Raw genomic sequence first — 23,945 nt, forward strand, 5'->3', positions numbered from 1 at the left:
CACCGGAGGCCGCGCGTTAATCTTGGGCCTATGCCTGAACGCCGTACTGTCGCCCTTGTCACGCTCGGATGCGCCCGCAACGAGGTGGACTCCGAGGAACTCGCCGGGCGACTGGAAGCCGACGGCTGGTTGCTCGTCGACGACGCCGCCGAGGCGGACGTCGCAGTCGTCAACACCTGCGGCTTCGTCGAGGCCGCCAAGAAGGACTCCGTGGACGCCCTGCTGGAGGCCAACGACCTCAAGGGGCACGGCCGCACCCAGGCCGTCGTCGCGGTCGGCTGCATGGCCGAGCGGTACGGCAAGGAGCTCGCCGACGCGCTGCCCGAGGCGGACGGCGTGCTCGGCTTCGACGACTACTCCGACATCTCCGACCGCCTGCAGACCATCCTCTCCGGCGGCCACCACGCCCCGCACATCCCGCGCGACCGCCGCAAGCTGCTGCCGATCAGCCCCGCCGAGCGGCAGTCCGCCGCCGAGGCCGTCGCCCTGCCCGGCCACGGCGCCGAGGCCGCCGCCGAGCCGATCGCCGACCTGCCCGAGGGCCTCGCCCCGGCCTCCGGCCCGCGCACCCTGCGCAAGCGGCTGGACGACAACCCGGTCGCCTCGGTCAAGCTCGCCTCCGGCTGCGACCGGCGCTGCTCCTTCTGCGCCATCCCGGCCTTCCGCGGCTCGTTCATCTCCCGCCGCCCCTCCGACGTGCTGAGCGAGGCCCAATGGCTGGCCGGGCAGGGCGTCCGCGAGATCGTCCTGGTCAGCGAGAACAACACCTCGTACGGCAAGGACCTCGGCGACATCCGGCTGCTGGAGACGCTGCTCGGCGAGATCTCCGCGATCGAGGGCGTCGAGCGGGTGCGGGTCTCCTACCTGCAGCCGGCCGAGATGCGCCCGGGCCTGATCGACGCGATGACCGGCACCGCCGACGTGGTGCCCTACTTCGACCTGTCCTTCCAGCACTCGGCGCCCGCCGTGCTGCGCCGGATGCGCCGCTTCGGCTCCACCGACCAGTTCCTGGAGCTGCTGGGGACCATCCGCGGCAAGGCCCCGCAGGCCGGCGCCCGGTCCAACTTCATCGTCGGCTTCCCCGGCGAGACCGAGGAGGACTTCGCCGAGCTGGAGCGCTTCGTCACGCACGCCGGCCTGGACGCGATCGGCGTCTTCGGCTACTCGGACGAGGACGGCACCGAGGCCGCGACCTACGACGGCAAGCTCCCCGAGGACGTGATCGCCGAGCGGGTGGACCGGCTCAGCCGGCTGGCCGAGGAGATGACCGCCCAGCGGGCCGAGCAGCGGATCGGCACCGAGGTCGAGGTGCTGATCGAGTCGATCGAGGACGGCGTGGTCGAGGGCCGGGCCGGCCACCAGGCCCCCGAGACCGACGGCCTGACCACCCTCGAGGGCGTCGAGGCCCCCGAGGTCGGACAGTTCTGGCGGGCCAAGGTGGTCGCCAGCGAGGGCGTCGACCTGGTCGCCGAGGCGCTGGAGCAGGTGCGACTGCCCGCGACCGCGGGGGCCGAGGCGCCGGGAGCCGGGGAATGACCAAGGGGCCAGGCGCCCCGGCAGCGGCCTACCCGGGCAGGCCGGCGGCCGCGGTGCCGTCGACCCCGGGGGTCTGGAACATCGCCAACGTGCTCACGATGGTCCGGGTGCTGCTGGTGCCGGTCTTCGTGCTGCTGCTGTTCGCCGACGGCGGGCACGACCCCAAGTGGCGCTCGGTCGCCTGGGCCTCGTTCGCGATCGCGATGATCACCGACCTGTTCGACGGTGAACTGGCCCGCCGCAAGGGTCTGGTCACCGACTTCGGGAAGATCGCCGACCCGATCGCGGACAAGGCGATCATGGGCTCGGCGCTGATCGGCCTCTCGCTGCTCGGGGACCTGCCCTGGTGGGTCACCGTGGTGATCCTGGCCCGCGAGCTGGGCATCACGCTGATGCGGTTCTGGGTGATCCGCTACGGGGTCATCCCGGCCAGCCGCGGCGGCAAGCTCAAGACGCTGACCCAGGGCACCGCGGTCGGCATGTACGTCCTGGCCCTGACCGGCTGGCTGGCCACCGGGCGGGCCGTGCTGATGGGGCTGGCGGTGCTGCTGACCGTCGGCACCGCGCTGGACTACATCGGACAGGCGCTGCGACTGCGCCGCGAGGGACGGGCCGCGGAGCGCGCGGGGCGTTGAACGACGACGGGGGAGAGCGGATGGCGGAGCACGACTACCGGCTGGCCGAGCGGGCGCACGCCGCGCTGCGGGCCGAGGGCGGCACGCTGGCGGTCGCCGAGTCGCTGACCGGCGGGCTGCTGGCCGCCGCGCTGGTGGACGTCCCCGGGGCGTCCGCGACCTTCCGGGGCTCGGTCACCGCGTACGCGACCGAGCTGAAGGCCTCCGTGCTCGGGGTGGACGAGGGCCTGCTGGACGTCCACGGGCCGGTCCACCCGGTGGTGGCCCGGCAGATGGCCGAGGGCGTGCGCGGGCTGCTGGGGGCGACGTACGGGCTCGCGACGACCGGGGTGGCCGGTCCGGATCCGCAGGACGGGCAGCCGGTGGGCACCGTACACCTGGCGGTCGCCGGTCCGGGGGGAACTCTGGTCAGTTCGCCCCTGCTGTCGGGCGGGCGTGCCACAATCCGTCACGGGGCGGTGACCGCCGCGCTGGAGCTGCTGGTCGGCCGGCTCGCACGATGACGGGCCCGCTCCGGCGGATCTCCACCGGAGGATCTCCACCGAACCGAGATCTGCCGATCTGGCGCTCGGGCATGACACAGCTGGAGGATCGTGTTACATCCAACAGCCTGGTTGGGCAGAAACCAGGTGGCGAACGAGTTGCGTGACGGTGGCCGGGTGGCCCGCGTCGGGTACCACGAGGGGCCCGCAAACCCGGGTACGACACCGGAACGAGGAGGGGGACAGCCTTGCAGCCCAGAGTGAACACGACCAGGGTCCCCGCACGCGAAGCGGGCAAGGCGGTACGGTGGGGGCGTGACATCTCGATCCGCAGTCCGAGGAGGGAGGCACCGATGATCCTGCTCCGTCGCCTACTGGGCGATGTACTGCGTCGGCAGCGCCAGCGCCAGGGCCGCACACTCCGCGAGGTGTCGGCGGCCGCCAGGGTTTCGCTCGGGTACCTCTCCGAGGTCGAGCGGGGACAGAAGGAGGCCTCCTCGGAGCTGCTCTCCGCCATCTGCGACGCACTCGACGTCCGGATGTCCGAGGTCATGCGCGAGGTCAGCGACGAGCTGTCGCTCGCCGAACTTGCGGCGATGGCCACCCTCTCCGAAGGTGATCTGCTGAGGCCGGTACTCGAACCGGTTCCGCTGCCCGCCCCTGGCACCGACCGGGCGAACATGTCGCCCAAGGCCGCTGCGATGGACGTGGTCGCCGCCTGATCCCGGCCTCGACTCCCGGGCGTCCGTGCCCGGGGCGAGCGAAGGGAGGACGGTCGTGCGGAAAGACGCGATGGTGCGCCCGGTGGCCCGAATACGGGCCGGGGCGCGGAGGTTGCTCCCGGTGCCGCGCCCGCTGTGGTGGCTCCCGGCAGCCGTGACGGCCGGGCTCGCCTGGTGGCTCCTGGTCGTCCGGGGGCAGGCGGCCGACGGTGCGGCGCTCGGACTGCTCGCGGCCGGAGGCTGGGGGCTCGGTCTCATCCCGGTCCATGCCGACCGGAACGCGACCGGACCGGCCCCGCGCCGGCGCGCGGAGGCGGGTCGGCAGGTGGAGGCGCCACCGCCGCTGATCGGGTGATTCGACGTGGCCGGAGGCCGCGGGGTCCTGGACCCCGCGGCCTCCGGTGCGTCCGGGGGCGGTTCGCGTCGCCGGTTCAGGGGCGCAGCCGCAGGCCGCGCGGGGTGGCGTGGAAGCCGGCCTCCTCCAGGGCCCGGCCGAGGTCCGAGCCGAGGGCGGGCTCGCCGTTGGCCCGCTCCACCGTGACGCTGCCGAGCGCGCCCGCGCGGGCGGCTTCGGCCAGCGCCCCGGCGGCGAGCGCCCGGGTGGCTCCGTCCTCGGGCCAGGCCAGCAGGGACTTGCCGCCGCGCTCGACGTACAGTGCCAGCTCGCCGTCCACCAGGACCACCAGTGCGCCCGCCTTGCGGCCCGGGCGGTGCGCCGTGGACTCCTTGCCGCCCGGGGCGGTGGGCGGCTCGGGCCAGGGCAGGGCGGCGCCGTAGGCGTTCGCCGGGTCGGCGGCGGCCAGCACCAGCGTCTGTGGCGGCTCGGTGGTCGGGGCGGCCGGCCACTCGGTGGCCCGGGCGCGCTCCAGCTTGCCGTTGACCGAGCGCAGCCGGTCGGCCGCGCCCTCCATGGCGAACTGGGCGCCGCCGAGGCCCTCGACGAAGTAGCCCCGGCGGGCCCGGCCGCGCTCCTCCATCGCGGCCAGCACCCGGTAGACCCCGGCGAAGCCGCCGGGCACCCGCTCGGCCGCCACCGCGCCCCGGGTGAGCAGGCCGTGCCGGTCGAGCAGGCTCTGCACCTGGGCGGTGGCCCGGACCGTCGGGTCGGCGGCGAAGGCGGGCAGCAGCGACCAGCGCCCGGCCACCGTCGGCGGGCCGCTGCGCAGGGCGCCGCCAGCCCGGCCGAAGGCACGGCCGGCGCCGCCGTAGCGGCCGCGCGGGGTGGACCGGGGTGCGCGGTGCGCGGTGGCGCCCGCCGTCCGGCCGGAGCCCAGCAGGGCGCGCAGCGGGGCGAGGGTGTCGTTGGTGACGTAGCCGGCCCAGACGAGGTCCCAGAGGGCCGAGACGACCTCGGGCTCCGGGGTCTCCTCCGGGAGCTGCTGGACGAGTTGGCGGAAGAACAGGCCGTAGCCGCCGGCCAGCGCGGACATCAGGGCGCTGTGCAGCGGGGTGAGTGCGGGCGGGACGGGCTCGGGGCGCAGCAGGTGGGCGTTCTCGGCGAGGTGGAGGCTGAGCCAGCCGTCCTTGCCGGGCAGTGCGCCGGCCCCGCACCAGCCGATCTCGCCGGCCGCCGTCAACTCGTCCAGCAGGCCGGGGGAGTAGTCGGCGAGCCGGGCCGGGAGGATCAGCTTCTCCAGGGCGGAGGCGGGCAGTGCGGTGCCCTGGAGCTGCTCGACCACCCGGAGCAGGCCGTCCGGGCCGCGCAGCCGGTGGCCGGCCAGGTGCTGCCACTGCGGGAGGAAGGCGGCCAGGGCGCGCGGCGGGACGGGCTCGACCTCCTGGCGCAGCGCGGCCAGCGAGCGGCGGCGCAGTCGGCGCAGCACCTCGGCGTCGCACCACTCGAGGGCGGTGTGCCACTCGGGATCGGTGAGGCTTCCGGCGGGCCTGAAGTGGCCCTGGACCAGGCGGCCCGCGGCGGTGAGGCGGTGCAGGGTGCCGGTGACGACGGCGGTGCCGAGGCCGTAGCGGGCGGCGGCCTCGGCGGCGGTGAACGGGCCGTGGGTGCGGGCGTGGCGGGCGACCAGATCGCCCAGCGGGTCCTTGACCGGTTCGGTGAAGGCCTCGGGCACGCCGACCGGCAGCGGGGTGCCGAGCGCGTCGCGCAGCCGTCCGGCGTCCTCGATCGCGGCCCAGCGCTGCTCGCCGGCGATCCGGACCTGGATCACCCGGCGCGCGGCCTCCAGCTCCAGGGCCCAGAGCGGCTCGGCGCCGCGGACGGTCAACTCGGCCTCGGTGAGCGGGCCGAGCAGGCGCAGGGCGTCGGCGACGCCCTCGGCGTCCTTGATCCGGCGCTCGGGGGTGAGGCGCTGGAGCTCGGCCTCCAGCTCGGCGAGCACCCGGGGGTCGAGCAGTTCGCTCAGCTCGGCCTGGCCGAGGAGTTCGGACAGCAGCCGGGAGTCCAGCGAGAGGGCGGCGGCGCGGCGCTCGGCGAGCGGGGAGTCGCCCTCGTAGAGGAACTGGGCGACGTAGCCGAAGAGCAGCGAGCGGGCGAAGGGGGAGGGCTCGGGGGTGGTGACCTCGACCAGGCGGACGGCGCGGGATTCGAGGTCGCCCATCAGCTCGACCAGGCCGGGGACGTCGAAGACGTCCTGCAGGCACTCCCGGACGGCCTCCAGGACGATCGGGAACGAGCCGTACTCGGAGGCGACTTCGAGGAGTTGGGCGGCGCGCTGGCGTTGCTGCCAGAGCGGGGTGCGGCGGCCGGGGTTGCGGCGGGGGAGCAGCAGGGCGCGGCCGGCGCACTCGCGGAAGCGGGAGGCGAACAGGGCGGAGCCGCCGACCTGGTCGGTGACCAGCTGCTCGATCTCGCCGGGGTCGAACAGGGCGGCGTCGGCGCCGACCGGGGCGTCGTCCGGCGTCGGACTCGCGGGTTCGGAAGGGAAGTCCAGCAGGTCCGCGTCGGGCAGGCGGAGCACGATGCCGTCGTCGGCGTGCATGACCTGCGGGTCCAGGCCGTGCTTCTCGCGCAGCCGGGCGCCGAGGGCGAGGGCCCAGGGGGCGTGCACCTGTGCGCCGAAGGGGGAGTGGATGACGATCCGCCAGTCGCCGAGCTCGTCCCGGAAGCGTTCGACCACGATGGTGCGGTCGTCCGGGAGGTGGCCGCAGGCGGCGCGCTGCTCGGCGAGGTAGTCGAGCAGGTTGGCGGCGGCCCAGTCGTCCAGGCCGGCCTGCTTGAGGCGTTGGGTGGCGGCCTCGGGCTGCAGGGCGCCCAGCTCGCGGGTGAACGCGCCGAGGGCGCGGCCGAGTTCGAGCGGGCGGCCGAGGGTGTCGCCCTTCCAGAACGGCAGCCGGCCGGGGATGCCGGGGGCGGGGGTGACCAGCACCTTGTCGTGGGTGATCTCCTCGATCCGCCAGGAGGTGGTGCCCAGGGTGAAGACGTCGCCGACGCGGGACTCGTAGACCATCTCCTCGTCGAGCTCTCCGACCCTGCCGCCGCCCTTTTTCCCCGTCTTCGAATCGGCCGCCGTGGATCCGGCGATGAAGACGCCGAACAGGCCGCGGTCGGGGATGGTGCCGCCGGAGGTGACGGCCAGGCGCTGGGCGCCGGGGCGGCCGGTCACGGTGCCGGCCACCCGGTCCCAGACCACGCGGGGGCGCAGCTCGGCGAAGGCGTCCGAGGGGTAGCGGCCGGCCAGCATGTCGAGCACGGCGTCGAAGGCGGACTGGGGGAGGGTGGCGAAGGGCGCGGCGCGGCGGACCACGGTGAGCAGGTCGTCCACCGGCCAGGAGTCCAGGGCCGTCATGGCGACCAGCTGCTGGGCGAGCACGTCCAGCGGGTTGCGGGGGATGCGCAGCGCCTCGATCCGGCCGGCCCGCATCCGCTCGGTGACCACGGCGGACTGCACGAGGTCGCCCCGGTACTTGGGGAAGAAGACGCCGGTGGAGACGGCGCCGACCTGGTGGCCGGCCCGGCCGACCCGCTGCAGGCCGGAGGCGACCGAGGGCGGGGACTCGACCTGGACGACGAGTTCGACGGCGCCCATGTCGATGCCCAGCTCCAGGCTGGAGGTGGCGACCACGGCGGGCAGCCGGCCGGCCTTCAGCTCCTCCTCGACCAGGGAGCGCTGCTCCTTGGAGACGGAGCCGTGGTGGGCCCGGGCGATGACCGCGGGAGCGCCCTTGGCGGCGCCGGAGCCGCCCATCAGCTGGGCCGGGGCGTGGGCCTCGGGGACGGGGGCGCCGGTGGCGCGCTCGTGGGCGATCTCGTTCAGCCGGTTGCACAGGCGCTCGGCCAGGCGGCGGGAGTTGGCGAAGACGATGGTCGAGCGGTGGGCCTCGACCAGGTCGACGATCCGCTCCTCGACGTGCGGCCAGATCGAGGCCTGCCGCTGCGGGTCGCTGTCGGCGGCGCCGCCGGTGGCCGGGGCGGCGGGCAGGTCGTCCAGGTCGGGGACGGGGACGACCACCGAGAGGTCGAAGTCCTTGGCGGCGGGGGGCTGGACGACGGTGGCGCCGCGCTGCGGGCTGAGGAAACGGGCCACCTCCTCGACCGGGCGGACCGTCGCGGACAGGCCGATCCGGCGGGCTGGGCGGTCCAGCAGCTCGTCCAGCCGCTCCAGGGTGAGCGCGAGGTGGGCGCCGCGCTTGGTGCCGGCGACCGCGTGCACCTCGTCCAGGATCACCGTGTCCACGCCGCGCAGGGCCTCCCGGGAGGCGGAGGTGAGCAGCAGGAACAGCGACTCGGGGGTGGTGATCAGGATGTCCGGCGGGTGGGTCGCGAAGCGGCGGCGGTCGGCGGCGGGGGTGTCGCCGGAGCGGATGGCGACCTGGACCTCCGGCTCGGGCAGGCCGAGCCGGACGGCGGCCTGACGCAGGCCGGCCAGCGGGGCGCGCAGGTTGCGTTCGACGTCCACCGCGAGTGCCTTGAGCGGTGAGACGTAGAGGACCCGGCAGCGGCGCTTGGGCTCGGCCGGGGGCGGGGTGCTGCTGAGCCGGTCCAGGGCGGAGAGGAAGGCGGCGAGCGTCTTGCCGGAGCCGGTGGGGGCGACGACCAGGACGTCCGTCTCCCGCCGGATGGCGCGCCAGGCCTCGGCCTGGGCGGTGGTGGGGGCGGAGAAGGCGCCGGTGAACCAGGCCCGGGTGGTCGGGGCGAAGCCGGCCAGGGGGTCGTCGGCGGGCGGGGTCGGTTGCTGGGGCGCCATGCCCCCATGGTGCCGGGTGGGACCGACAACCGGGGGTTGGCGGGAGGGGTGTAAGCCGGGAAGCAGAAACGACAATCCGCTCATATGGTGATGATTCGGAATCATGATCCATCCGTGACCCACCGGACCGACGAGCGGAGGCCGTGCGATGGCGCAGGCGCACCCGTCGGGCAGGCCCGCCCGGCGCCGCCGGGTCGGCGGGCCCGCCCGGGCGCTGCTCGCGATGCTGCTCACGGCGCTCGTGGTGGGCGGGGCCGTCCCGTACGTCTCCGGACCCGGTCGGGCCTACCTGAGCTACCTGGTGCTGGCCGAGCGGGCGGACGCGTCCGGCGCGGACCGGGCCGGGGCGGAGAGCCGGGCGGCGGGCGGGCGGGTGGTGCAGGGGTACCCGCAGATCGGGGCCGTCCTGGCGTACGCGACCGGGGGGTTCGCCGACCGGGTGCGGGCCAGGCCGGGGATCGCCGCCGTCGGGGCGACCCGGACCGCGCCGGTGGTGGCGCCGCCCCGCGCGGTGGACGGGGCCGGGGACTTCACGGCGGGCGCGGACACCCGCTGGCCCGGGACCGCCGACGCGGACCGCGCGGGCGGCGGCGACCGGAGGGACGGCGGGGACCGCGCGGGCGGCGGCGACCGGGGTGACGGCACCGCCACCGTCCCCGACCCGGCCGAGGGCAGCGCCTGGAACCTCGCCATGCTCGGTGCGGCCTCCGCCCGGGCCGGCGACGCCTCCCCGGGCCCGGGCGGAATCCCCGCAGGCGGCGTGCCGGGCCCCGAGGTGCTGCACCGGGTGCTGGTCGCGGTGCTGGACTCCGGCGTCGACGACACCCACCCGGACCTGCGCGCCGCCGTCGACCCCAAGGCCTCCGCCTCCTGCGCCGACGGCCGGCCCGACGCCCGCACCGGCGCCTGGCGGCCCGATCCCGGGGTGGGCGAGAGCGGCCACGGCACCCACGTCGCCGGGATCGTCGGGGCCGCCCGGGACGGCCGCGGCGTCACCGGGGTCGCGCCGGGCGTGCGGATCGCCGCCGTCCGGCTGCTCGGACCGCTCGGGCAGTACTACGCCGAGAACATCGTCTGCGGGTTGCTCTGGGCCGCCGACCACGGCGCCAAGGCGGTCAACAACAGCTACTTCGCCGACCCGTGGAAGTACAACTGCCCCGAGGACCGGGACCAGGCCGCGCTGATCGCCGCCGTCGACCGGGCCGCCCGGTACGCCCGGAGCAAGGGCGCGGTGGTGGTCGCCTCGGCGGGCAACGACGCGCAGGACCTCGGTGCCGAGCGGACCGACGAGCGCAGCCCCAACGACCGGGTCTCCGGCCCGGCGCAGACCCGCTACCTGGGCACCGAGTGCATCCGGCTGCCCGGCGAACTGCCCGGCGTCGTCACCGTCACCGCCGTCGACCGGGACGGCCACCCTTCCGCCTACTCCAACTACGGGCGCGGCCGGGTCTCGCTGGCCGCTCCCGGCGGCGACCCGGACGGCGGGCCCCAGACCGCGGTCGTCTCCGACTGGCCCGGCGGGCAGTACACGGCGCTGGCCGGCACCTCGATGGCGGCCGCGCACGTGACCGGCGCGATCGCGGTGGCGGCCGCGCTGCACCCGGACCTCGGCTCCGACGCGCTGGCGGCACTGCTCGCGACCACGGCGGCGGCCGCCTGCCCGCCGGGGCCGTACGCCTGCGGTGACCGGCAGTACTCCGGGGCGGGACTGCTGACGCTGCCGCGGTGAGCCCGGTGGCCGCGCGGCGGTGGAAAACCGGGTGACGGGCGCTCCGACGGCGGGTGAGGATCCGTACATGAACGATCCCGGCACGTCCGTGCACCTCGCCACCGAGCGGCTGGTGCTGCGCCGCTTCACCCCCGCCGACGTCGACGCACTGGTGGGGCTGGACGGCGACCCCGAGGTGATGCGCTACCTCACCGGCGGGAAGCCGAGCGCGCGGGAGTGGGTGGAGTCCACGCTGGTCCCGCGCTACCTGGAGCACTACCGCCGCTACGGCGACCTCGGCTGGTGGGCGGCCGAGGAGCGGGCGAGCGGGGAGTTCCTGGGCTGGTTCGAGTTCCGGCCGACGGTGGAGGGCGAGCGCGCCGAGATCGAGCTCGGCTACCGGCTGCGCCGGGCCGGCTGGGGGCGCGGGTACGCGACCGAGGGCGCGCGGGCGCTGGTCCACCGCGGCTTCACCGACCCCGGCTCGGGCGTCGAGCGCGTGGTGGCGTACACCATGACGGTGAACGCGCGCTCGCGGCGGGTGATGGAGAAGAGCGGGCTCACGTACGTCCGCACCTTCCACGAGGACTACCCGGAGATGATCGCCGGCAGCGAGCACGGCGAGGTCGAGTACGCGCTGACCGCCGAGCAGTGGCGGGCCCGGGGCGGTGCGGACCGGTCCGGGATACTGGAGGCATGAGGCTGACGGAGTTCTGGCGACGGATGTACGCGCACTTCGGCGAGGCGTACGCGGAGTCGTTCGCGACCGACCACGTGATGGCCGAGCTGGGCGGGCGGACGGTGCGCCAGGCGCTGGACGCGGGCTGGGAGGCCAAGGACGTCTGGCGCGTGCTCTGCGAGACCCAGGGGATCTCGACGCTGCTGCGCTGACCGCGCTGCGGTTGGCGTCGCCGCCGCCGAGTTCCCGGTATGGGACAGACTGTCCCGGTGACAAGCAGCGCAGAACAGAAGAATTCGGGCAGTGCGGTGCGGGCCGCCGACGGTGAACGGGCCGGCGGCGGCCCGGCCGGTGGCGGCGCGCTGTGGGGCAGCGGGATGCCGCGCTGGCTGCCCCGGGCGATGGTGCTGTTCCTGGTGCTGGTCGGGCTGTTCCAGCTGGCCGACTGGGCCTTCCGGCAGCTGACCGACCTCTTCGTGATGCTGCTGGTGGCCTTCTTCCTCTCGCTCGCGCTGGAGCCGGCCGTGGACCGGATGGCGGCCCGCGGAGTGCGCCGGGGCGTCGGCACCCTCCTGGTGTTCGTCACGGTCGGGATCGCGGTGCTCGGCTTCCTCGCGGCGCTCGGCACGCTGCTGGTCGACCAGGTGGCGAAGATCGCCGGGGACCTGCCGCACCTGGTCGACAACCTGATCGGCTGGATCAACCGGACCTTCCACCAGGACCTGTCGCTGGGCGAGCTGCAGAAGAAGCTGCTCAAGGACTCCGGCACCATCGAGAACTACGCCCAGCAGGCCGCCGACAACGTCTGGGGCGTCTCCTCCACCGTGATCGGCGGGCTCTTCCAGGCCTTCACGGTCGGGCTGTTCACTTTCTACTTCACCGCCGAGGGCCCCCGGGTGCGCCGGACGGTCTGCTCGCTGCTGCCGCCCGCCAAGCAGGGCGAGGTGCTGCGGGCCTGGGAGATCGCGCTCGCCAAGACCGGCGGGTATCTCTACTCCCGGGCGCTGCTCGCGGTGGTGTCGGCCGCCGGGCACTGGGTGATGTTCGCGCTGCTGGACCTGCCGTACTCGGCGGCGCTGGCGGTCTGGGTGGGCGTCATGTCGCAGTTCGTGCCGACCATCGGGACGTACCTGGCCGGGGCGCTGCCGGTGCTGGTGGCGCTGACCGTCGAGCCGGTGGACGCGCTCTGGGTGCTGGTCTTCGTGGTGGTCTACCAGCAGGTCGAGAACTACCTGCTGCACCCGAGGATCACCGCGCGGACGGTGGACGTGCACCCGGCGGTGGCCTTCGGCGCGGTGATCGCGGGCGCGGCACTGCTCGGCGCGGTGGGTGCACTGATCGCGATCCCGGCGGCGGCGACCCTGCAGGGCTTCGTCGGGACGTACGTGCGGCGGTACGAGGTGGCCACCGATCCGCGGATCGACCGGGGCGAGCAGCGGCGGGCCCGCCGGGAGCTGCGCCGGGAGGCGGCGCGGCGGCTGCGCCGGATGGTCGGCGGGGACGGGGACTGAGCCGGGGGCGGCGCCCGGGCGGCGGGACCGGGGCGCCACCGCGCGGACGTGCGAGGCTTGAATCGAACAAATGTTCTTTGTACTCTCCGGCGAAGAGTTTTCCACAGGGCGAGCCCGGTCGGGCTCGTTTGTCAGTGGGACGCGCTAGCGTCGATGACGATGAAGCGCACAGCACAGAACCCGAGGGAAAAAGCCATGGCAGGTACGGACCGCGAGAAGGCCCTGGAAACCGCGCTCGCCCAGATCGAGCGGCAGTTCGGCAAGGGCTCGGTGATGCGCCTCGGCGAGAAGGCCAACGAGCCGGTCGAGGTGATCTCCACCGGATCCACCGCCCTGGATGTCGCCCTCGGGGTCGGCGGCATCCCGCGCGGCCGCGTGATCGAGATCTACGGCCCCGAGTCCTCCGGCAAGACCACCCTGACCCTGCACCTGGCGGCCAACGCCCAGAAGGCCGGCGGCACGGTCGCCTTCGTCGACGCGGAGCACGCGCTCGACCCGGAGTACGCCAAGAAGCTCGGCGTGGACACCGACGCCCTGCTGGTCAGCCAGCCGGACACCGGTGAGCAGGCCCTGGAGATCACCGACATGCTGATCCGCTCCGGCGCGATCGACCTGGTGATCATCGACTCGGTCGCGGCACTCGTCCCGCGCGCCGAGATCGAGGGTGAGATGGGCGACTCGCACGTCGGTCTGCAGGCGCGACTGATGAGCCAGGCGCTGCGCAAGATCGCCGGTGCGCTGAACCAGTCGAACACCACCGCGATCTTCATCAACCAGCTGCGCGAGAAGATCGGCGTGATGTTCGGCTCGCCGGAGACCACGACCGGTGGCCGGGCGCTGAAGTTCTACGCCTCGGTCCGTCTGGACATCCGCCGGATCGAGACCCTGAAGGACGGCACCGAGGCGGTCGGCAACCGCACCCGCGTCAAGGTGGTCAAGAACAAGGTCGCCGCGCCGTTCAAGCAGGCCGAGTTCGACATCCTCTACGGCGTGGGCATCAGCCGCGAGGGCGGCCTGATCGACATGGGCGTCGAGCACGGCTTCATCCGCAAGTCGGGTGCCTGGTACACCTACGAGGGCGACCAGCTCGGCCAGGGCAAGGAGAACGCTCGCAACTTCCTGCGGGACAACCCGCAGCTCGCCGACGAGATCGAGCGGAAGATCAAGGGCAAGCTCGGCATCGGCCCGAAGACCGAGGAGCCGGCTGAGGGCACGGCGGACGCCGCCGCCGCCGACGGCGCCGCGAAGCCGATCACCGCGACCGTCGCCAAGACGGCCGCGGCGAAGAAGACGGCGGCGGCCAAGGCCTGAGCCGTTGACGCAGTACGACACGGTGGGCGGCGGCCCGGCGGGCCCGGAGGACGACGACTACGGGCCGCCGGACTGGTTCGCCGCGGTCGCGGAGGAGCCGGAGCCTCCCGCGCCGGAGCCTCCCGCGCCGTCGCGCTCACGCCGGGAGCGGTGGGAGCGGCCGTCCACCGCGCGATGGACGTCCGGTCAGGAGCCGGAGTCCGACAGGGCCCCGGCCCGGGTGGCGCGCGGCGCGGCGCCCGGGCCGGCTTCGAAGTGGGAGCAGCCGGCGGAGGTCTCGGTCGAGGCGCTCGGGCTGCTCTCCGCCTCCGAGCTGCCCACCGGCCGCCGTCGTCGGCGCTCGGCGCTGGCGGCCGAGGAGCCCGCAGCGGGCCTGCCCGCGTCCGCCGCGGAGGAGACGGAACGCGGCACGGGCGCGTTCGGGGCGGCCGGTCACGGGGGTGCGGCCGCCTCGACCTCCCGCTCCGGCGTTCGCCGGAGCCGCAGCCGGCGCGGGCGATCCGCCGAGGGCCCGCCGGGTGGAGAGCCGCCGGGCGAGGGGCTGTTCGACGAGGAGCCGTCCGGTGAGCGCGTCGGCCGTGGCTCCCGGAAGAGGCAGTCCGAGGAGTCGGTCGATCCGGAGACCCGCGCCCGGGACATCTGTCTGCGGCTGCTGACCGGTGCCGCCAAGACCCGCAAGCAGCTCGGCGACGCCCTGCGCAAGCGGGAGATCCCGGACGAGGTAGCCGACGAGGTGCTCACCCGGCTCGAAGAGGTCGGGCTGATCGACGACGCGGCCTTCGCCGCGGCCTGGGTGGAGTCCCGGCACGCCGTCCGCGGTCTGTCCCGGCGGGCGCTGGCCCAGGAGCTGCGCACCAAGGGGGTGGCCGCCGACCTGGTCGAGCAGGCCCTCGCCCAAGTCGACCACGACGACGAGGAGGAGGCGGCCCGGGCCCTGGTCGAGCGCAAGCTGCGGTCCACCCGGGGGCTGGACCGGCAGGTCCGCACCCGGCGGCTGGTCGGGGTGCTCGCCCGGCGCGGCTACTCCGAGGGGCTGGCCTTCCGGGTGGTGCGCGGTGCGCTGGACGAGGAGGAGGGCGAGCCGTCGGAGAGCGCCTGGGAGTAGCGGCAGTCCCGTACGGGTCCCGGTGCGGACCGGGCCGACTGTCGACCGCCTCGTGACCCCACCCGGGCTCGCTGGTCGCCGAACGGACCCTAGCTCGGGGAGTCGACCTGCTGCGGAGCGTGCCGGTCGGCGCGCTCCGGGGTGTGCTCGGGCGCGGGTTCCGGGGCGTGCTCCGGGGCGGGGGCGAGGGTGGCGGGGCCGCCGCGGGCGCGGTCGGCCAAGGCGAGGAGGTCCTCGGCGACGGCGCCCTGAGTGACGCCGACCAGGTGCCCGTCGGGGCGGATCAGCAGGACGGTGTGCGGTCCGGCGCCCGGGTACTCCTCGGTGACCAGGACCTCGGCGGGGACGGGCAGGGCGGCGGCGACCTCGGCGAGCCGGGGCATCAGACCGGCGCCGAGCCAGTGCTCGGACGACCAGACGGCGGTGCCGGGTGCGACCAGCAGCAGCAGGAAGGTGGCGCCGAGGCGGGCGTGCAGGTGGTCGGGGGTGCCGTCGGTGGCGAGCACCGGCAGGTCCGGGACGAGCACGCCGGGCGCGGTGGCGGGTAGCAGTTCGCTGAGCGAGGTGGTGGCGCCGCGCGCGCCGCGCTGCAGCGGGACCCGCCCGGGGACGCCGGAGGGAGCCGCCGGGTAGGCGGGCGCGCCGCCGAAGCGTCCGGTGCCGAGCTGGCCGTCGGCGAGCAGCGGGGCGTGCTTGCGGAAACCGCCGACCAGCAGCGAACGCCGGGTCTGCTGCCAGCCGCGCAGCGGGCGCAGCAGCGGCATGGACTGGTCGACGGCGCGCAGCCGGGCGCCGACCGCGCCGCGCCGCTCGGCCTCGTAGCCGTCCAGCAGCGAGCCGCCGGGCTGCGGGCCGCCGGAGTGGAGGTGCCAGGCGAGGGCGAGCCGCCAGGCGAGGTTGTCGGCGTCGCGCAGCCCGTCGGCGAGGTTCTGCATGCCGAGCGCGCCGTGCAGGTGGGCGGCGTCGCCGGCCAGGAAGCAGCGGCCGACCCGGAACCGGGCGGCGAGGCGCTGCTGGGCGGTGTGGTCGGCGGCGGCGAGCAGCTCGAAGCGGGGGAGTCCGCCGCACCAGCCGGTGAGGGTGGAGGTGACCCGGGTGAGCAGGGTGTCGCCGGTGACGATGCCCGGCCAGGTGGCGTGCGGGTCGACCGTCTCGGTGGGGGCGGGGCGGCCCGGGGGCAGCCGCCAGTCGAGCCGCCAGACGCCGTCCGGCAGCGGACGGGCGGAGGCCTCGCGGTCGCCGCGCCACGGGGGCTCGCGGTGCAACCGGGCGCCGTCGAAGGGCAGGTCGACCCGGACGGTGGCGATGGCGTTGCGGTCGACCGCCGGGCGGCCGGGGAAGCGGATCTTCAGGAGCTTGCGGACGGTGGATCTCGCGCCGTCGCAGCCGACCAGGTGGCTGCCGCGCCACCAGGTGGTGGAGCCGTCCTGGGTGCCCACGGTGCGGACGCTGACGCCGTCCCGGTCCTGTTCCAGTTCCAGGACGCGGTGAAGCGGGACCAGCTTGATCAGCGGGGTGCCGGTCAGGGCGTCGCGCAGGCCGCGCTGGAGGCGGTGCTGGGGGAGGTGGAAGGTGGGCGAGTCGGTGAGGTCGATCCGCAGCATCTCCTGGCGGCGCCGCCAGATGGTGAAGGAGTCCCACAGGGCGGAGTCCGAGACGGCCCGCGGGTAGCCGATCCGGGTCAGGAAGGCGGCCGTGTCGGCGCCGATGACGAGGCTGCGAGGGCCCTCGGGGCAGAGCCCGGAGCCCTCGTCCAGGACGATGGTCGGCACCTCGTGCCGGGCCAGGGCGAGGGCCAGGGCCAGACCGACCGGTCCGGCCCCGACCACGATCACCGGGTCCATGAGGGGACCTCCGGGCACGAACCGGCCGATCGGCCGGCGTCAGTTACCGCTGCCGCATATGCCGCGTGGATGCTCCCGGGAGGTGTCACGAAGAGCAATGCAACAGTTCACCTGCGTGTCCGTCAAGCAGCAGCTGAAGTGCGCCGGTTCGCGCCGCGACGGCCACGTGCTTCGATCCAGCGCGCGAGCGCGGTCAGCAGCATGCACATGGCGATGTAGATCGGGCCGATCACGAGCACCACGGGGATGTAGGGGAACCCGGCGGCGTTCATCGGCTGGCTGGCGATCTTCTTGCCCATGAACAGCAGCTCGTTGTAGGTGATGATGAAGCCGAGCGAGGTGTCCTTGAGGGTGACGACCAGCTGGCCGATCATCGAGGGCAGCATCGAGCGGACCGCCTGCGGCACCAGGATGCCGCTCATCACCTGCGTCTTGCGCATGCCGAGGGCATAGGCCGCCTCACCCTGTCCGCGAGGGACGGCGTTGACGCCGCTGCGGATGATCTCCGCCTGGACCGCGCCGTTGTAGAGGGTGAGCCCGAGCACCAGGGCCCACATCGGGTCCTTGGCGAAGAAGGCGTAGTAGAGCCCGACGATCAGGATCAGCAGCGGCATCGCCCGGAAGAACTGGACGAAGCCGACGCAGACCCAGCGGACCGGCTTGTGGTCGGAGAGCTGCCCGGCGGCCAGCAGCGCGCCCAGGGTGAGCGAGAACGCCGCCGCCAGGCCGAAGGCCTCCAGGGTGGACATCAGGCCGTCCACGATCATCTGCTGGACGAACGTGTACTGGAACGGGTCCCACAGGTCGGCGTCGAACTGGCCATTGTCGGCGAGCGCGCTGATCACGTACCAGAGGAGCCCGGCGACGCCGATCAGGGACAGGACGCCGAACGCGCGGTAGCGGGCGCGGGTCTTCGGGCCGGGGGTGTCGTAGAGGACGCTGGCGGATGCCTGGCGCTGAAAGAGGCTCATGCGCCCACCTCGCTGCGCTCGGCAGGGGCACTCGCCCCCGCGCACCTCTTGATCGTTCGCTCGCTGCGCTCGCTCATCGGGCCACCGCCAGTCGGGATTCCAGGAAGCGGAAGAGCGTGGCGACCGTCGCGCTGATCAGCAGGTAGGCGCAGGCCACCCAGAAGAAGATCGCGAAGATCGAGTAGCCGCGCTCGGAGAAGGTCTGCTGGGCGCTGTACAGCTCGGGGACGCTGAACGCGCCGGCGATCGCCGAGTTCCTCGGCAGGGCGATGAACACGCTGCTCATCGGGGCCAGGACGGTCCGGGCGGCCTGCGGCAGGACGACCATGGTGAGGGTCTGGCCGAAGGTCATGCCGAGGCTGCGGGCGGCCTCCGCCTGGCCGAGCGGCACGGTGTTGATGCCGGAGCGGATCACCTCGCAGACGAACGAGGCGGTGTACCCGCCGAGCGCCAGCACCGCGAAGGCCAGGTGGCTGAAGTGCACGCCCAGCGGCGGCAGGCCGAAGGTGACGGCGAAGAACAGCAGGGTCAGCGGGGTGTTGCGGAAGAGCGTCACCCAGGTGGTGCCGAAGGCGCGCAGGACCGGCACCGGGGAGACCCGGAAGGCCGCCAGCAGGGTGCCCAGCAGCAGGGCGAGCAGTGCGCTGAGCGCGCTCAGCTCGATCGTCTGCAGGAAGCCGTCTCGGAACAACGCGAAGTTGTCGTCCTCGAACAGGAACCCCATCCGGCGGCCCTCCTCTCAATCAGGGTCGGGAATGTCGTGCGGCGGGCGGATCGATGCCCGGGCGGATCAGTAGCGGTCGAGGGCCGGGACGTCGGGCGCGGCGGAGCCGGAGGCGGCCAGCGTCGCGTCGTAGGCCTTCTTCCAGTCGCCGTTGTCCTCGTGGGCCTTCAGGGCGTCGCTGATGGCGTTGCGCAGCACCGTGTCGTTCTTGTTCAGGCCGACGCCGTAGTTCTCCTTGGTGAACGGCTTGCCGACGACCTTGAGCTTGCCGGCGTACTTGGAGGCGTAGCCCTTGAGGATGGCGTCGTCGGTGGTGACGGCGTCGACCTCGCCGGAGAGGAGCTTCTCGACGCAGGCCGAGTAGGTGTCGAACTGCGTGATCTTCGGGCCGTACTGCTGGATGTTCTTGATCGAGGTCGAGCCGGTGGCGGTGCAGACGTTCTTGCCGTTCACGCTCTCCGGGCCGGTGATCGAGGTGTTGTCCTGCTTCACCAGCAGGTCCTGGCCGGCGATGTAGTACGGGCCGGCGAAGGAGACGGTCTTCTTGCGCTCGTCGTTGATGCTGTAGGTGCCGACGTAGAAGTCGATCTGACCCTTGTCGATGGCCGGCTCGCGCTGCGAGGAGACCAGGGTCTGCCACTTGATCTGCTGCGGGGTGAAGCCGAGGTCGGCGGCGATCATCTTGGCGATCTCGATGTCGAAGCCGCTGCGGTCGCCGCTGGAGACGTCCTCCCAGCCGAGGTTCGGCTGGTCGGCCTTGGCGCCGATGATCAGCTGGCCGCGCTTCTTGGCCTCGGCGATGACCGGGGAGTCGATCTTGGCGTCGGTCTTGACCGTGTAGGTCGGCGGCTTCGCGGCGTTGCCGGAGCTGGCGGCGGCGCCGCCGGGGGTGCCGTCCTTGCCGCAGGCGGCGGTGGCGGTGAGCGCGACGGCACAGAGCGCGACGGCGAGGGTGCGGGAAGTCCTCATGAGGGTGTTCTCCTGGGGCTGGGCCGCGGTGTCAACCGGGCTCTGGCGTCTGGAAGTTGTGCGCGGGCAGGGTCGATCGGCGCCGTTGCCGGAGGCGGCCCCGCGTGGTCTCGAAGCGTCAGTGGTGGAGGATCTTCGAGAGGAAGTCCTTGGCGCGGTCCGACCGCGGCGCGGTGAAGAACGCGTCCGGGGTGTTCTGCTCGACGATCTTGCCGTCGGCCATGAACAGCACGCGGTTGGCGGCGGAGCGGGCGAAGCCCATCTCGTGGGTGACCACGACCATCGTCATGCCGTCCGCGGCCAGCTGGCGCATGACCTCGAGCACCTCGTTGACCATCTCCGGGTCGAGCGCCGAGGTGGGCTCGTCGAAGAGCATCACCTTGGGCTTCATCGCCAGTGCCCGGGCGATCGCGACGCGCTGCTGCTGGCCGCCGGAGAGCTGGGCCGGGAACTTGTCCGCCTGCGCGCCGACGCCGACGCGCTCGAGCAGCTCCCGGGCGGTCTTCTCGGCCTGCGCGCGGGGCACCTTGCGCACCTTGACCTGGCCGATGACCACGTTCTCCAGCACGGTCTTGTGCGCGAACAGGTTGAAGCCCTGGAACACCATGCCGACCTCGGCGCGCAGCCGGGCCAGTTCCTTGCCCTCGGCGGGCAGCGGCCGGCCGTCGATGGTGATCGTGCCCGAGTCGATGGTCTCCAGCCGGTTGATCGTCCGGCAGAGCGTGGACTTGCCCGAGCCGGACGGGCCGATCAGCACGACCACTTCGCCCTGGGCGATCTTCAGGTCGATGTCCTGCAGTACGTGCAATGCGCCGTAGTGCTTGTTGACGTTGCTCAGCACGACCAGCGGGGCGGCTGCGGGGGTGGAGTCCTGTGCGGGGCTCTCGGTCATCGCGCCTGCTCCCTCTGTATCGAAAACGTGCCTACCTGAGAAGTCCCAACTCCCTTGGGAGGCAATGGTGGTGCGAATCCGGGAGCCGCGACCGGCGGAGCCGCAGCCCCCGGTGGGCCGACCATAGGAGGCGTGACCGCGCGGCGTCAGCCGATCTGAGCGGAACTTGAGGATCACGAAACGGCCACACGGTGGGCGCGCACTGTTCGCAAGGGCGCCGACGGGGCATGTCACAGCGGGAATCCGCGCCGGTGCTCCCCGTCCCCCACGAGCCCGGTGCGCGGTCGAACCTGGCGCCGGGCGGCTCGCTGGCCCATACTGCGCAGGACCGGGCCTGACCGATCGGTTCGGTGATCATCGGTGATCACATGGGGGAAGGAGGAGAACAGGATGCGACTGCTGCTCGTCGAGGACGACGAACGCGTGGCCGCCGCGCTGGTCGCGGTGCTGGGCCGGCACGGCTTCCAGGTCCGGCACGCCCGCAGCGGGCACGAGGCACTGGACGCCCTGGTGCCGGACGGCAACGAGCCGTACCGGGTGGTGCTGCTCGACCTCGGGCTGCCCGATCGCGACGGCTTCGAGGTGTGCAGCCGGATCAGGGCCGGCAGCGGCGTTCCGGTGATCATGGTCACCGCCCGTGCCGACGTCCGCTCCCGGATCCACGGCCTCAACCTGGGCGCCGACGACTACGTCACCAAGCCGTACGACATGGGCGAGCTGCTCGCCCGCATCCACGCGGTGGCCCGCCGCGGTGCCGCCCCCTCCTCGGTGTCGGTGCCCGCGCCCGACGCCGTACCGCAGCAGCGCGGCCCGCTGGAGTCCCGCGGCATCCGGATCGACCGGGAGCGCCGCCGGGTCAGCGTGGACGGACGCGACGTGCCGCTCACCCGCAAGGAGTTCGACCTGCTCGCCCTGCTCGCGCAGAGCCCGGGCGTGGTCTACCGGCGCGAGCAGATCTTCAGCGAGGTCTGGCGCAGCGGCTGGGAGGGCAACGGGCGCACCCTCGAGGTGCACATCGGCTCGCTGCGCAACAAGCTCGCGCTGCCCGGCCTGGTCGAGGCCGTCCGCGGCGTGGGCTACCGGCTGATCCCCGAGAGCCCGGCGCCCGCCGCGGCGGACCCGGCCCCGAACGCCCCCGCGGAGCACTGACCGCACGTGCGCACCCGCCTGCTCGGCATCCTGATCGCCCTCATGCTCTGCGTCCTGGCCGCCCTGGGGCTGCCGCTCGCGGCGGCGGTCGCGGCGGCCGAGCAGACCAGGGTGGTCGTCGACCGGCTCGACGACGCCGCCCGCTTCGCCCAGGACCTGCCCACCTCCGGAGCCAACGACTCCGCCCGCAAGGGCGAGCCGGACCCGGCCCCCGGCGACCTCAGCCGCCAGCACTCGATCGACGCCGAGGTCAGCCGCTACTTCGACCTGTACGGCGTGCGCCTGGGCATCTTCCAGCGCGACGGCCTGCCGATCGCCGCCGCGCCCGGGAACTGGCGGGTGCCCGCCTCGGGCTGGGGCGCCCAGGCCTTCCAGGAGGCGCTGGACGGGCGGCGCAGCCACAACCCGCCGCAGGTCTGGCCGTGGACGCCGGACCGCACCATCACCGTCGCCGCCCCGGTGGTGCGCGACGGCGACGTGGTCGCGGTGGTGCTGAGCGAGTCCCCGACCGGGGCGCTGCGCACCCGGGTGGTGCACAAGTGGCTGGTGCTGGTGGCGGGCGAGGCCGCCGCGATGATCGTCGCCGTGCTGCTGGCCGTCCGGCTCACCGAATGGGTGCTGCGCCCGGTGCGCACCCTGGACCGGGCCACCCACGACATCGCCACCGGCCGGATGGCCGCCCGGGTCGCCCCCGGCGGCGGCCCGCCCGAGCTGCAGCGGCTGGCGCGCTCGTTCAACGAGATGGCCGACCACGTGGTGCTCGCGATGGACCAGCAGAAGGCCTTCGTCGCGGACGCCTCCCACCAGCTGCGCAACCCGCTCTCGGCACTGCTGCTGCGGGTCGAGGTGCTCGGTCTGGAGCTCCCCGAGGGCCACGAGGAGGAGCTCAGCGGCGTACGGGAGGAGGGCGCCCGGCTGGCCCGGGTGCTGGACGACCTGCTCGGGCTGGCCACCGCCGAGCACGCCCGCCCCGAGCCGGAGCGCACCGACCTCGCCGAGCTCACCCTGGCCCGGATGGACGCCTGGCGGCCGGTCGCCGAGCAGCGCGGGATCGCGCTGCGCTGGGACGGCCCCGCACTGGCGATCGGCATGGCCGACCCGATCGGCTTCGGCTCGGCCCTGGACGCCGTGGTGGACAACGCGATCAAGTTCAGCCCGGCCGACAGCGAGGTCCGGGTGCGGGTCGCGGTGCGCCGGGACGAGGTCGCGGTGACCGTCACCGACGCAGGGCCCGGCCTCACCGAGGACGAGCTGTCCCGGGCCGGCGACCGCTTCTGGCGCAGCCCGCGGCACCAGAACGTGGACGGTTCCGGGCTGGGCCTGTCCATCGCCCGCACCCTGCTGGCGGCCGGCGGCGGCTCGCTCGCCTTCGCGCCGGTCAAGCCGACCGGGCTCGCGGTGACGCTGGTGGTGCCGCGGCCGGAGTGACCGCCGGGCCCTGAGCGAGGCTAGGGCTTGACCGAGCGGTAGTAGCGCGCCGCGCCGGTGTGCAGCGGGAGCGGATCGGTGTAGACGGCGGTGCGCAGGTCGACCAGCTGGGCGGCGTGCACCTGGGCGCCGATCTGGTCCCGGCTGTCGATCACCGCCCGGGTCATGCCCTCGACCAGGCCCGGGTCCGCGTCGTCCCGGGTGATCAGCAGGTTGGGCACGGCCACCGTGGCGACGGCGTCCTTGGGCTCGGCGTTCGGGTAGGTGCCCTTGGGCATGGTGGCCGCCCGGTAGGCGTCGGTGCCGCCGCCCTCGGCCCTGTGCAGCGCCTCGGACAGGTCGTTCAGCGGCACGATCCGGATCTTGACGTGGTCGGAGAGGTCGGTGAGCGCGCTGGTGGGCAGGCCGCCGGACCAGAAGAAGGCGTCCAGCTCGCCCGCGCGCAGCGCGTCGGCGGCCTCGCCGACCCCGGCCGGGACGGCGACGATGTCGTGCTCCGGGTTCAGCCCGGCCGCGGTCAGCAGCCGCTTGGTCACCAGGTTCACCCCGGACTGCTTCAGGCCGACGCCCACCCGCAACCCCTTGAGGTCGGCGGTGCGGCGCACCGGGGAGGAGGCCGGGACGACCAGCTGCAGGTAGTCGTCGTACAGCCGGGCGATCGCCCGCATCCGCTCCTTGCCGGGGCCCTGGTAGTCGGCGACCGCGTCGGCGGTGGCGATCGCGAAGGCGTCCCGGCCGGTGATCACCCGGGTGAGGTTGTCTATCGAGCCCTCGGTGTTGTCCAGGGCCAGCCGCACCCCCGGCATCGTCCGGGAGACGTGCGCCTGCAGCAGCTGCCCGTACCGGTCGTAGACGCCGCGCTGCACGCCGGTCGCGAAGCGGACCTCCCCGCGCGGGTACCCCGGCGAGCGGCCCGCCGACAGCCACCAGCCGCCGAACCCGGCGACCAGCAGCACCAGCACCAGCACCGTCCGCCACAGCGGGCTGCGGGCCGCGGTGCGGACGGCGGCGCCGAGACGGGACGGGGAGGTGGGGGCCATGCCAGGGATACTGCCAGGCGCTCCGGCCGAACGGGAGTGGAACGGGAAGGGGAAAGTTCTGTGAAAGGGATGGGGACGGTCGCCGCGGCGGGCGGGGG

At 73.9% G+C, this 23,945-nt stretch carries 20 protein-coding genes; 13 read left to right on the forward strand and 7 right to left on the reverse strand.

Features of this window, described 5'->3' with window-relative positions:
- Window positions 1-30 precede the first annotated feature (30 nt).
- From rimO to ACZ3TI_RS30185, 5 genes are all read left to right on the forward strand, one after another.
- The gene (gene rimO, locus ACZ3TI_RS30165; protein WP_465731723.1) at window positions 31-1,536 is read left to right on the forward strand and encodes a 30S ribosomal protein S12 methylthiotransferase RimO; all 1,506 of its coding nucleotides are present in this window, start codon (window positions 31-33) and stop codon (window positions 1,534-1,536) included.
- Complete coding sequence (gene pgsA / locus ACZ3TI_RS30170; RefSeq protein WP_465731725.1) at window positions 1,533-2,171, forward strand: CDP-diacylglycerol--glycerol-3-phosphate 3-phosphatidyltransferase; 639 nt, start codon at window positions 1,533-1,535, stop codon at window positions 2,169-2,171. The genes rimO and pgsA overlap by 4 nt, the downstream gene beginning before the upstream one ends.
- 20 nt (window positions 2,172-2,191) lie before the next feature.
- Window positions 2,192-2,674, forward strand: a complete 483-nt coding sequence (locus tag ACZ3TI_RS30175) for a CinA family protein (RefSeq protein ID WP_465731727.1) — start codon at window positions 2,192-2,194, stop codon at window positions 2,672-2,674.
- A 332-nt stretch (window positions 2,675-3,006) separates the two neighbouring features.
- Entirely contained in the window at window positions 3,007-3,375 is a 369-nt protein-coding gene (locus ACZ3TI_RS30180) for a helix-turn-helix domain-containing protein (protein ID WP_049660741.1), read from the forward strand.
- A 121-nt stretch (window positions 3,376-3,496) separates the two neighbouring features.
- A complete protein-coding gene (locus ACZ3TI_RS30185) occupies window positions 3,497-3,730 on the forward strand; it encodes a hypothetical protein (protein ID WP_465731729.1) in 234 nt (77 codons plus the stop codon).
- Between the two features lie 76 nt (window positions 3,731-3,806).
- Here the strand turns inward: ACZ3TI_RS30185 and ACZ3TI_RS30190 are convergent, their stop codons facing one another.
- Window positions 3,807-8,516 (reverse strand): ATP-dependent helicase, encoded by a 4,710-nt coding sequence (locus ACZ3TI_RS30190; RefSeq protein ID WP_465731731.1) that lies wholly within the window; start codon window positions 8,514-8,516, stop codon window positions 3,807-3,809.
- 148 nt (window positions 8,517-8,664) lie between these two features.
- On the opposite strand from ACZ3TI_RS30190, the gene ACZ3TI_RS30195 reads away from it, so the two are divergent.
- The 6 genes from ACZ3TI_RS30195 (at window position 8,665) to ACZ3TI_RS30220 (ending at window position 14,830) form a co-directional block, all read left to right on the forward strand.
- Complete coding sequence (locus ACZ3TI_RS30195; protein WP_465731733.1) at window positions 8,665-10,245, forward strand: S8 family serine peptidase; 1,581 nt, start codon at window positions 8,665-8,667, stop codon at window positions 10,243-10,245.
- Between the two features lie 67 nt (window positions 10,246-10,312).
- Window positions 10,313-10,924 (forward strand): GNAT family N-acetyltransferase, encoded by a 612-nt coding sequence (locus tag ACZ3TI_RS30200; protein WP_465731735.1) that lies wholly within the window; start codon window positions 10,313-10,315, stop codon window positions 10,922-10,924.
- A complete protein-coding gene (locus ACZ3TI_RS30205) occupies window positions 10,921-11,115 on the forward strand; it encodes a DUF3046 domain-containing protein (RefSeq protein ID WP_465731737.1) in 195 nt (64 codons plus the stop codon). The genes ACZ3TI_RS30200 and ACZ3TI_RS30205 overlap by 4 nt, the downstream gene beginning before the upstream one ends.
- Window positions 11,116-11,172: 57 nt before the next feature.
- On the forward strand, window positions 11,173-12,414 hold the full coding sequence (locus ACZ3TI_RS30210) for an AI-2E family transporter (RefSeq protein ID WP_465731739.1): 1,242 nt from the start codon (window positions 11,173-11,175) through the stop codon (window positions 12,412-12,414).
- Window positions 12,415-12,609: 195 nt separating this feature from the next.
- Window positions 12,610-13,725 (forward strand): recombinase RecA, encoded by a 1,116-nt coding sequence (recA, locus tag ACZ3TI_RS30215; RefSeq protein WP_465731741.1) that lies wholly within the window; start codon window positions 12,610-12,612, stop codon window positions 13,723-13,725.
- 4 nt (window positions 13,726-13,729) lie between these two features.
- Complete coding sequence (locus tag ACZ3TI_RS30220) at window positions 13,730-14,830, forward strand: regulatory protein RecX (RefSeq protein ID WP_465731743.1); 1,101 nt, start codon at window positions 13,730-13,732, stop codon at window positions 14,828-14,830.
- Window positions 14,831-14,919: 89 nt separating this feature from the next.
- Here the strand turns inward: ACZ3TI_RS30220 and ACZ3TI_RS30225 are convergent, their stop codons facing one another.
- The 5 genes from ACZ3TI_RS30225 to ACZ3TI_RS30245 form a co-directional block, all read right to left on the reverse strand.
- Window positions 14,920-16,674: an FAD-dependent monooxygenase gene (locus ACZ3TI_RS30225; RefSeq protein ID WP_465731745.1), complete on the reverse strand. Its 1,755-nt coding sequence runs from the start codon at window positions 16,672-16,674 to the stop codon at window positions 14,920-14,922.
- A 122-nt stretch (window positions 16,675-16,796) separates the two neighbouring features.
- A complete protein-coding gene (locus ACZ3TI_RS30230; RefSeq protein WP_465731747.1) occupies window positions 16,797-17,645 on the reverse strand; it encodes an amino acid ABC transporter permease in 849 nt (282 codons plus the stop codon).
- A gap of 73 nt (window positions 17,646-17,718) precedes the next feature.
- Window positions 17,719-18,369: an amino acid ABC transporter permease gene (locus ACZ3TI_RS30235; RefSeq protein WP_465731749.1), complete on the reverse strand. Its 651-nt coding sequence runs from the start codon at window positions 18,367-18,369 to the stop codon at window positions 17,719-17,721.
- 66 nt (window positions 18,370-18,435) lie between these two features.
- Entirely contained in the window at window positions 18,436-19,338 is a 903-nt protein-coding gene (locus ACZ3TI_RS30240; RefSeq protein ID WP_465731751.1) for a glutamate ABC transporter substrate-binding protein, read from the reverse strand.
- A 118-nt stretch (window positions 19,339-19,456) separates the two neighbouring features.
- Complete coding sequence (locus ACZ3TI_RS30245; protein WP_465731753.1) at window positions 19,457-20,230, reverse strand: amino acid ABC transporter ATP-binding protein; 774 nt, start codon at window positions 20,228-20,230, stop codon at window positions 19,457-19,459.
- A 390-nt stretch (window positions 20,231-20,620) separates the two neighbouring features.
- Between ACZ3TI_RS30245 and ACZ3TI_RS30250 the strand changes: the two genes are divergently transcribed.
- Together ACZ3TI_RS30250 and ACZ3TI_RS30255 are read left to right on the forward strand one after the other, a co-directional pair.
- The gene (locus ACZ3TI_RS30250) at window positions 20,621-21,379 is read left to right on the forward strand and encodes a response regulator transcription factor (protein ID WP_465731755.1); all 759 of its coding nucleotides are present in this window, start codon (window positions 20,621-20,623) and stop codon (window positions 21,377-21,379) included.
- 6 nt (window positions 21,380-21,385) lie between these two features.
- Window positions 21,386-22,807, forward strand: coding sequence for a sensor histidine kinase (locus tag ACZ3TI_RS30255; RefSeq protein ID WP_465731757.1), 1,422 nt, complete (start codon window positions 21,386-21,388; stop codon window positions 22,805-22,807).
- A 20-nt stretch (window positions 22,808-22,827) separates the two neighbouring features.
- Here the strand turns inward: ACZ3TI_RS30255 and ACZ3TI_RS30260 are convergent, their stop codons facing one another.
- Window positions 22,828-23,847 carry a TAXI family TRAP transporter solute-binding subunit gene (locus ACZ3TI_RS30260; RefSeq protein WP_465731759.1) on the reverse strand — a complete coding sequence of 340 codons (1,020 nt, stop codon included), beginning with the start codon at window positions 23,845-23,847 and terminating at the stop codon, window positions 22,828-22,830.
- Window positions 23,848-23,945: the final 98 nt, after the last annotated feature.

The organism is Kitasatospora sp. NPDC023120 (assembly GCF_055560835.1).

Coding starts and splice junctions, on each gene's coding strand:
- ACZ3TI_RS30175 (WP_465731727.1), top strand. CDS start 2,192: ATGGCGGAGCACGACTACCGGCTGGCCGAGCGGGCGCACGCCGCGCTG.
- ACZ3TI_RS30260 (WP_465731759.1), bottom strand. CDS start 23,847: ATGGCCCCCACCTCCCCGTCCCGTCTCGGCGCCGCCGTCCGCACCGCG.
- ACZ3TI_RS30245 (WP_465731753.1), bottom strand. CDS start 20,230: ATGACCGAGAGCCCCGCACAGGACTCCACCCCCGCAGCCGCCCCGCTG.
- ACZ3TI_RS30205 (WP_465731737.1), top strand. CDS start 10,921: ATGAGGCTGACGGAGTTCTGGCGACGGATGTACGCGCACTTCGGCGAG.
- recA (WP_465731741.1), top strand. CDS start 12,610: ATGGCAGGTACGGACCGCGAGAAGGCCCTGGAAACCGCGCTCGCCCAG.
- ACZ3TI_RS30200 (WP_465731735.1), top strand. CDS start 10,313: ATGAACGATCCCGGCACGTCCGTGCACCTCGCCACCGAGCGGCTGGTG.
- ACZ3TI_RS30195 (WP_465731733.1), top strand. CDS start 8,665: ATGGCGCAGGCGCACCCGTCGGGCAGGCCCGCCCGGCGCCGCCGGGTC.
- ACZ3TI_RS30240 (WP_465731751.1), bottom strand. CDS start 19,338: ATGAGGACTTCCCGCACCCTCGCCGTCGCGCTCTGTGCCGTCGCGCTC.
- ACZ3TI_RS30230 (WP_465731747.1), bottom strand. CDS start 17,645: ATGAGCCTCTTTCAGCGCCAGGCATCCGCCAGCGTCCTCTACGACACC.
- ACZ3TI_RS30225 (WP_465731745.1), bottom strand. CDS start 16,674: ATGGACCCGGTGATCGTGGTCGGGGCCGGACCGGTCGGTCTGGCCCTG.
- ACZ3TI_RS30250 (WP_465731755.1), top strand. CDS start 20,621: ATGCGACTGCTGCTCGTCGAGGACGACGAACGCGTGGCCGCCGCGCTG.
- ACZ3TI_RS30180 (WP_049660741.1), top strand. CDS start 3,007: ATGATCCTGCTCCGTCGCCTACTGGGCGATGTACTGCGTCGGCAGCGC.
- ACZ3TI_RS30190 (WP_465731731.1), bottom strand. CDS start 8,516: ATGGCGCCCCAGCAACCGACCCCGCCCGCCGACGACCCCCTGGCCGGC.
- ACZ3TI_RS30235 (WP_465731749.1), bottom strand. CDS start 18,369: ATGGGGTTCCTGTTCGAGGACGACAACTTCGCGTTGTTCCGAGACGGC.
- pgsA (WP_465731725.1), top strand. CDS start 1,533: ATGACCAAGGGGCCAGGCGCCCCGGCAGCGGCCTACCCGGGCAGGCCG.
- rimO (WP_465731723.1), top strand. CDS start 31: ATGCCTGAACGCCGTACTGTCGCCCTTGTCACGCTCGGATGCGCCCGC.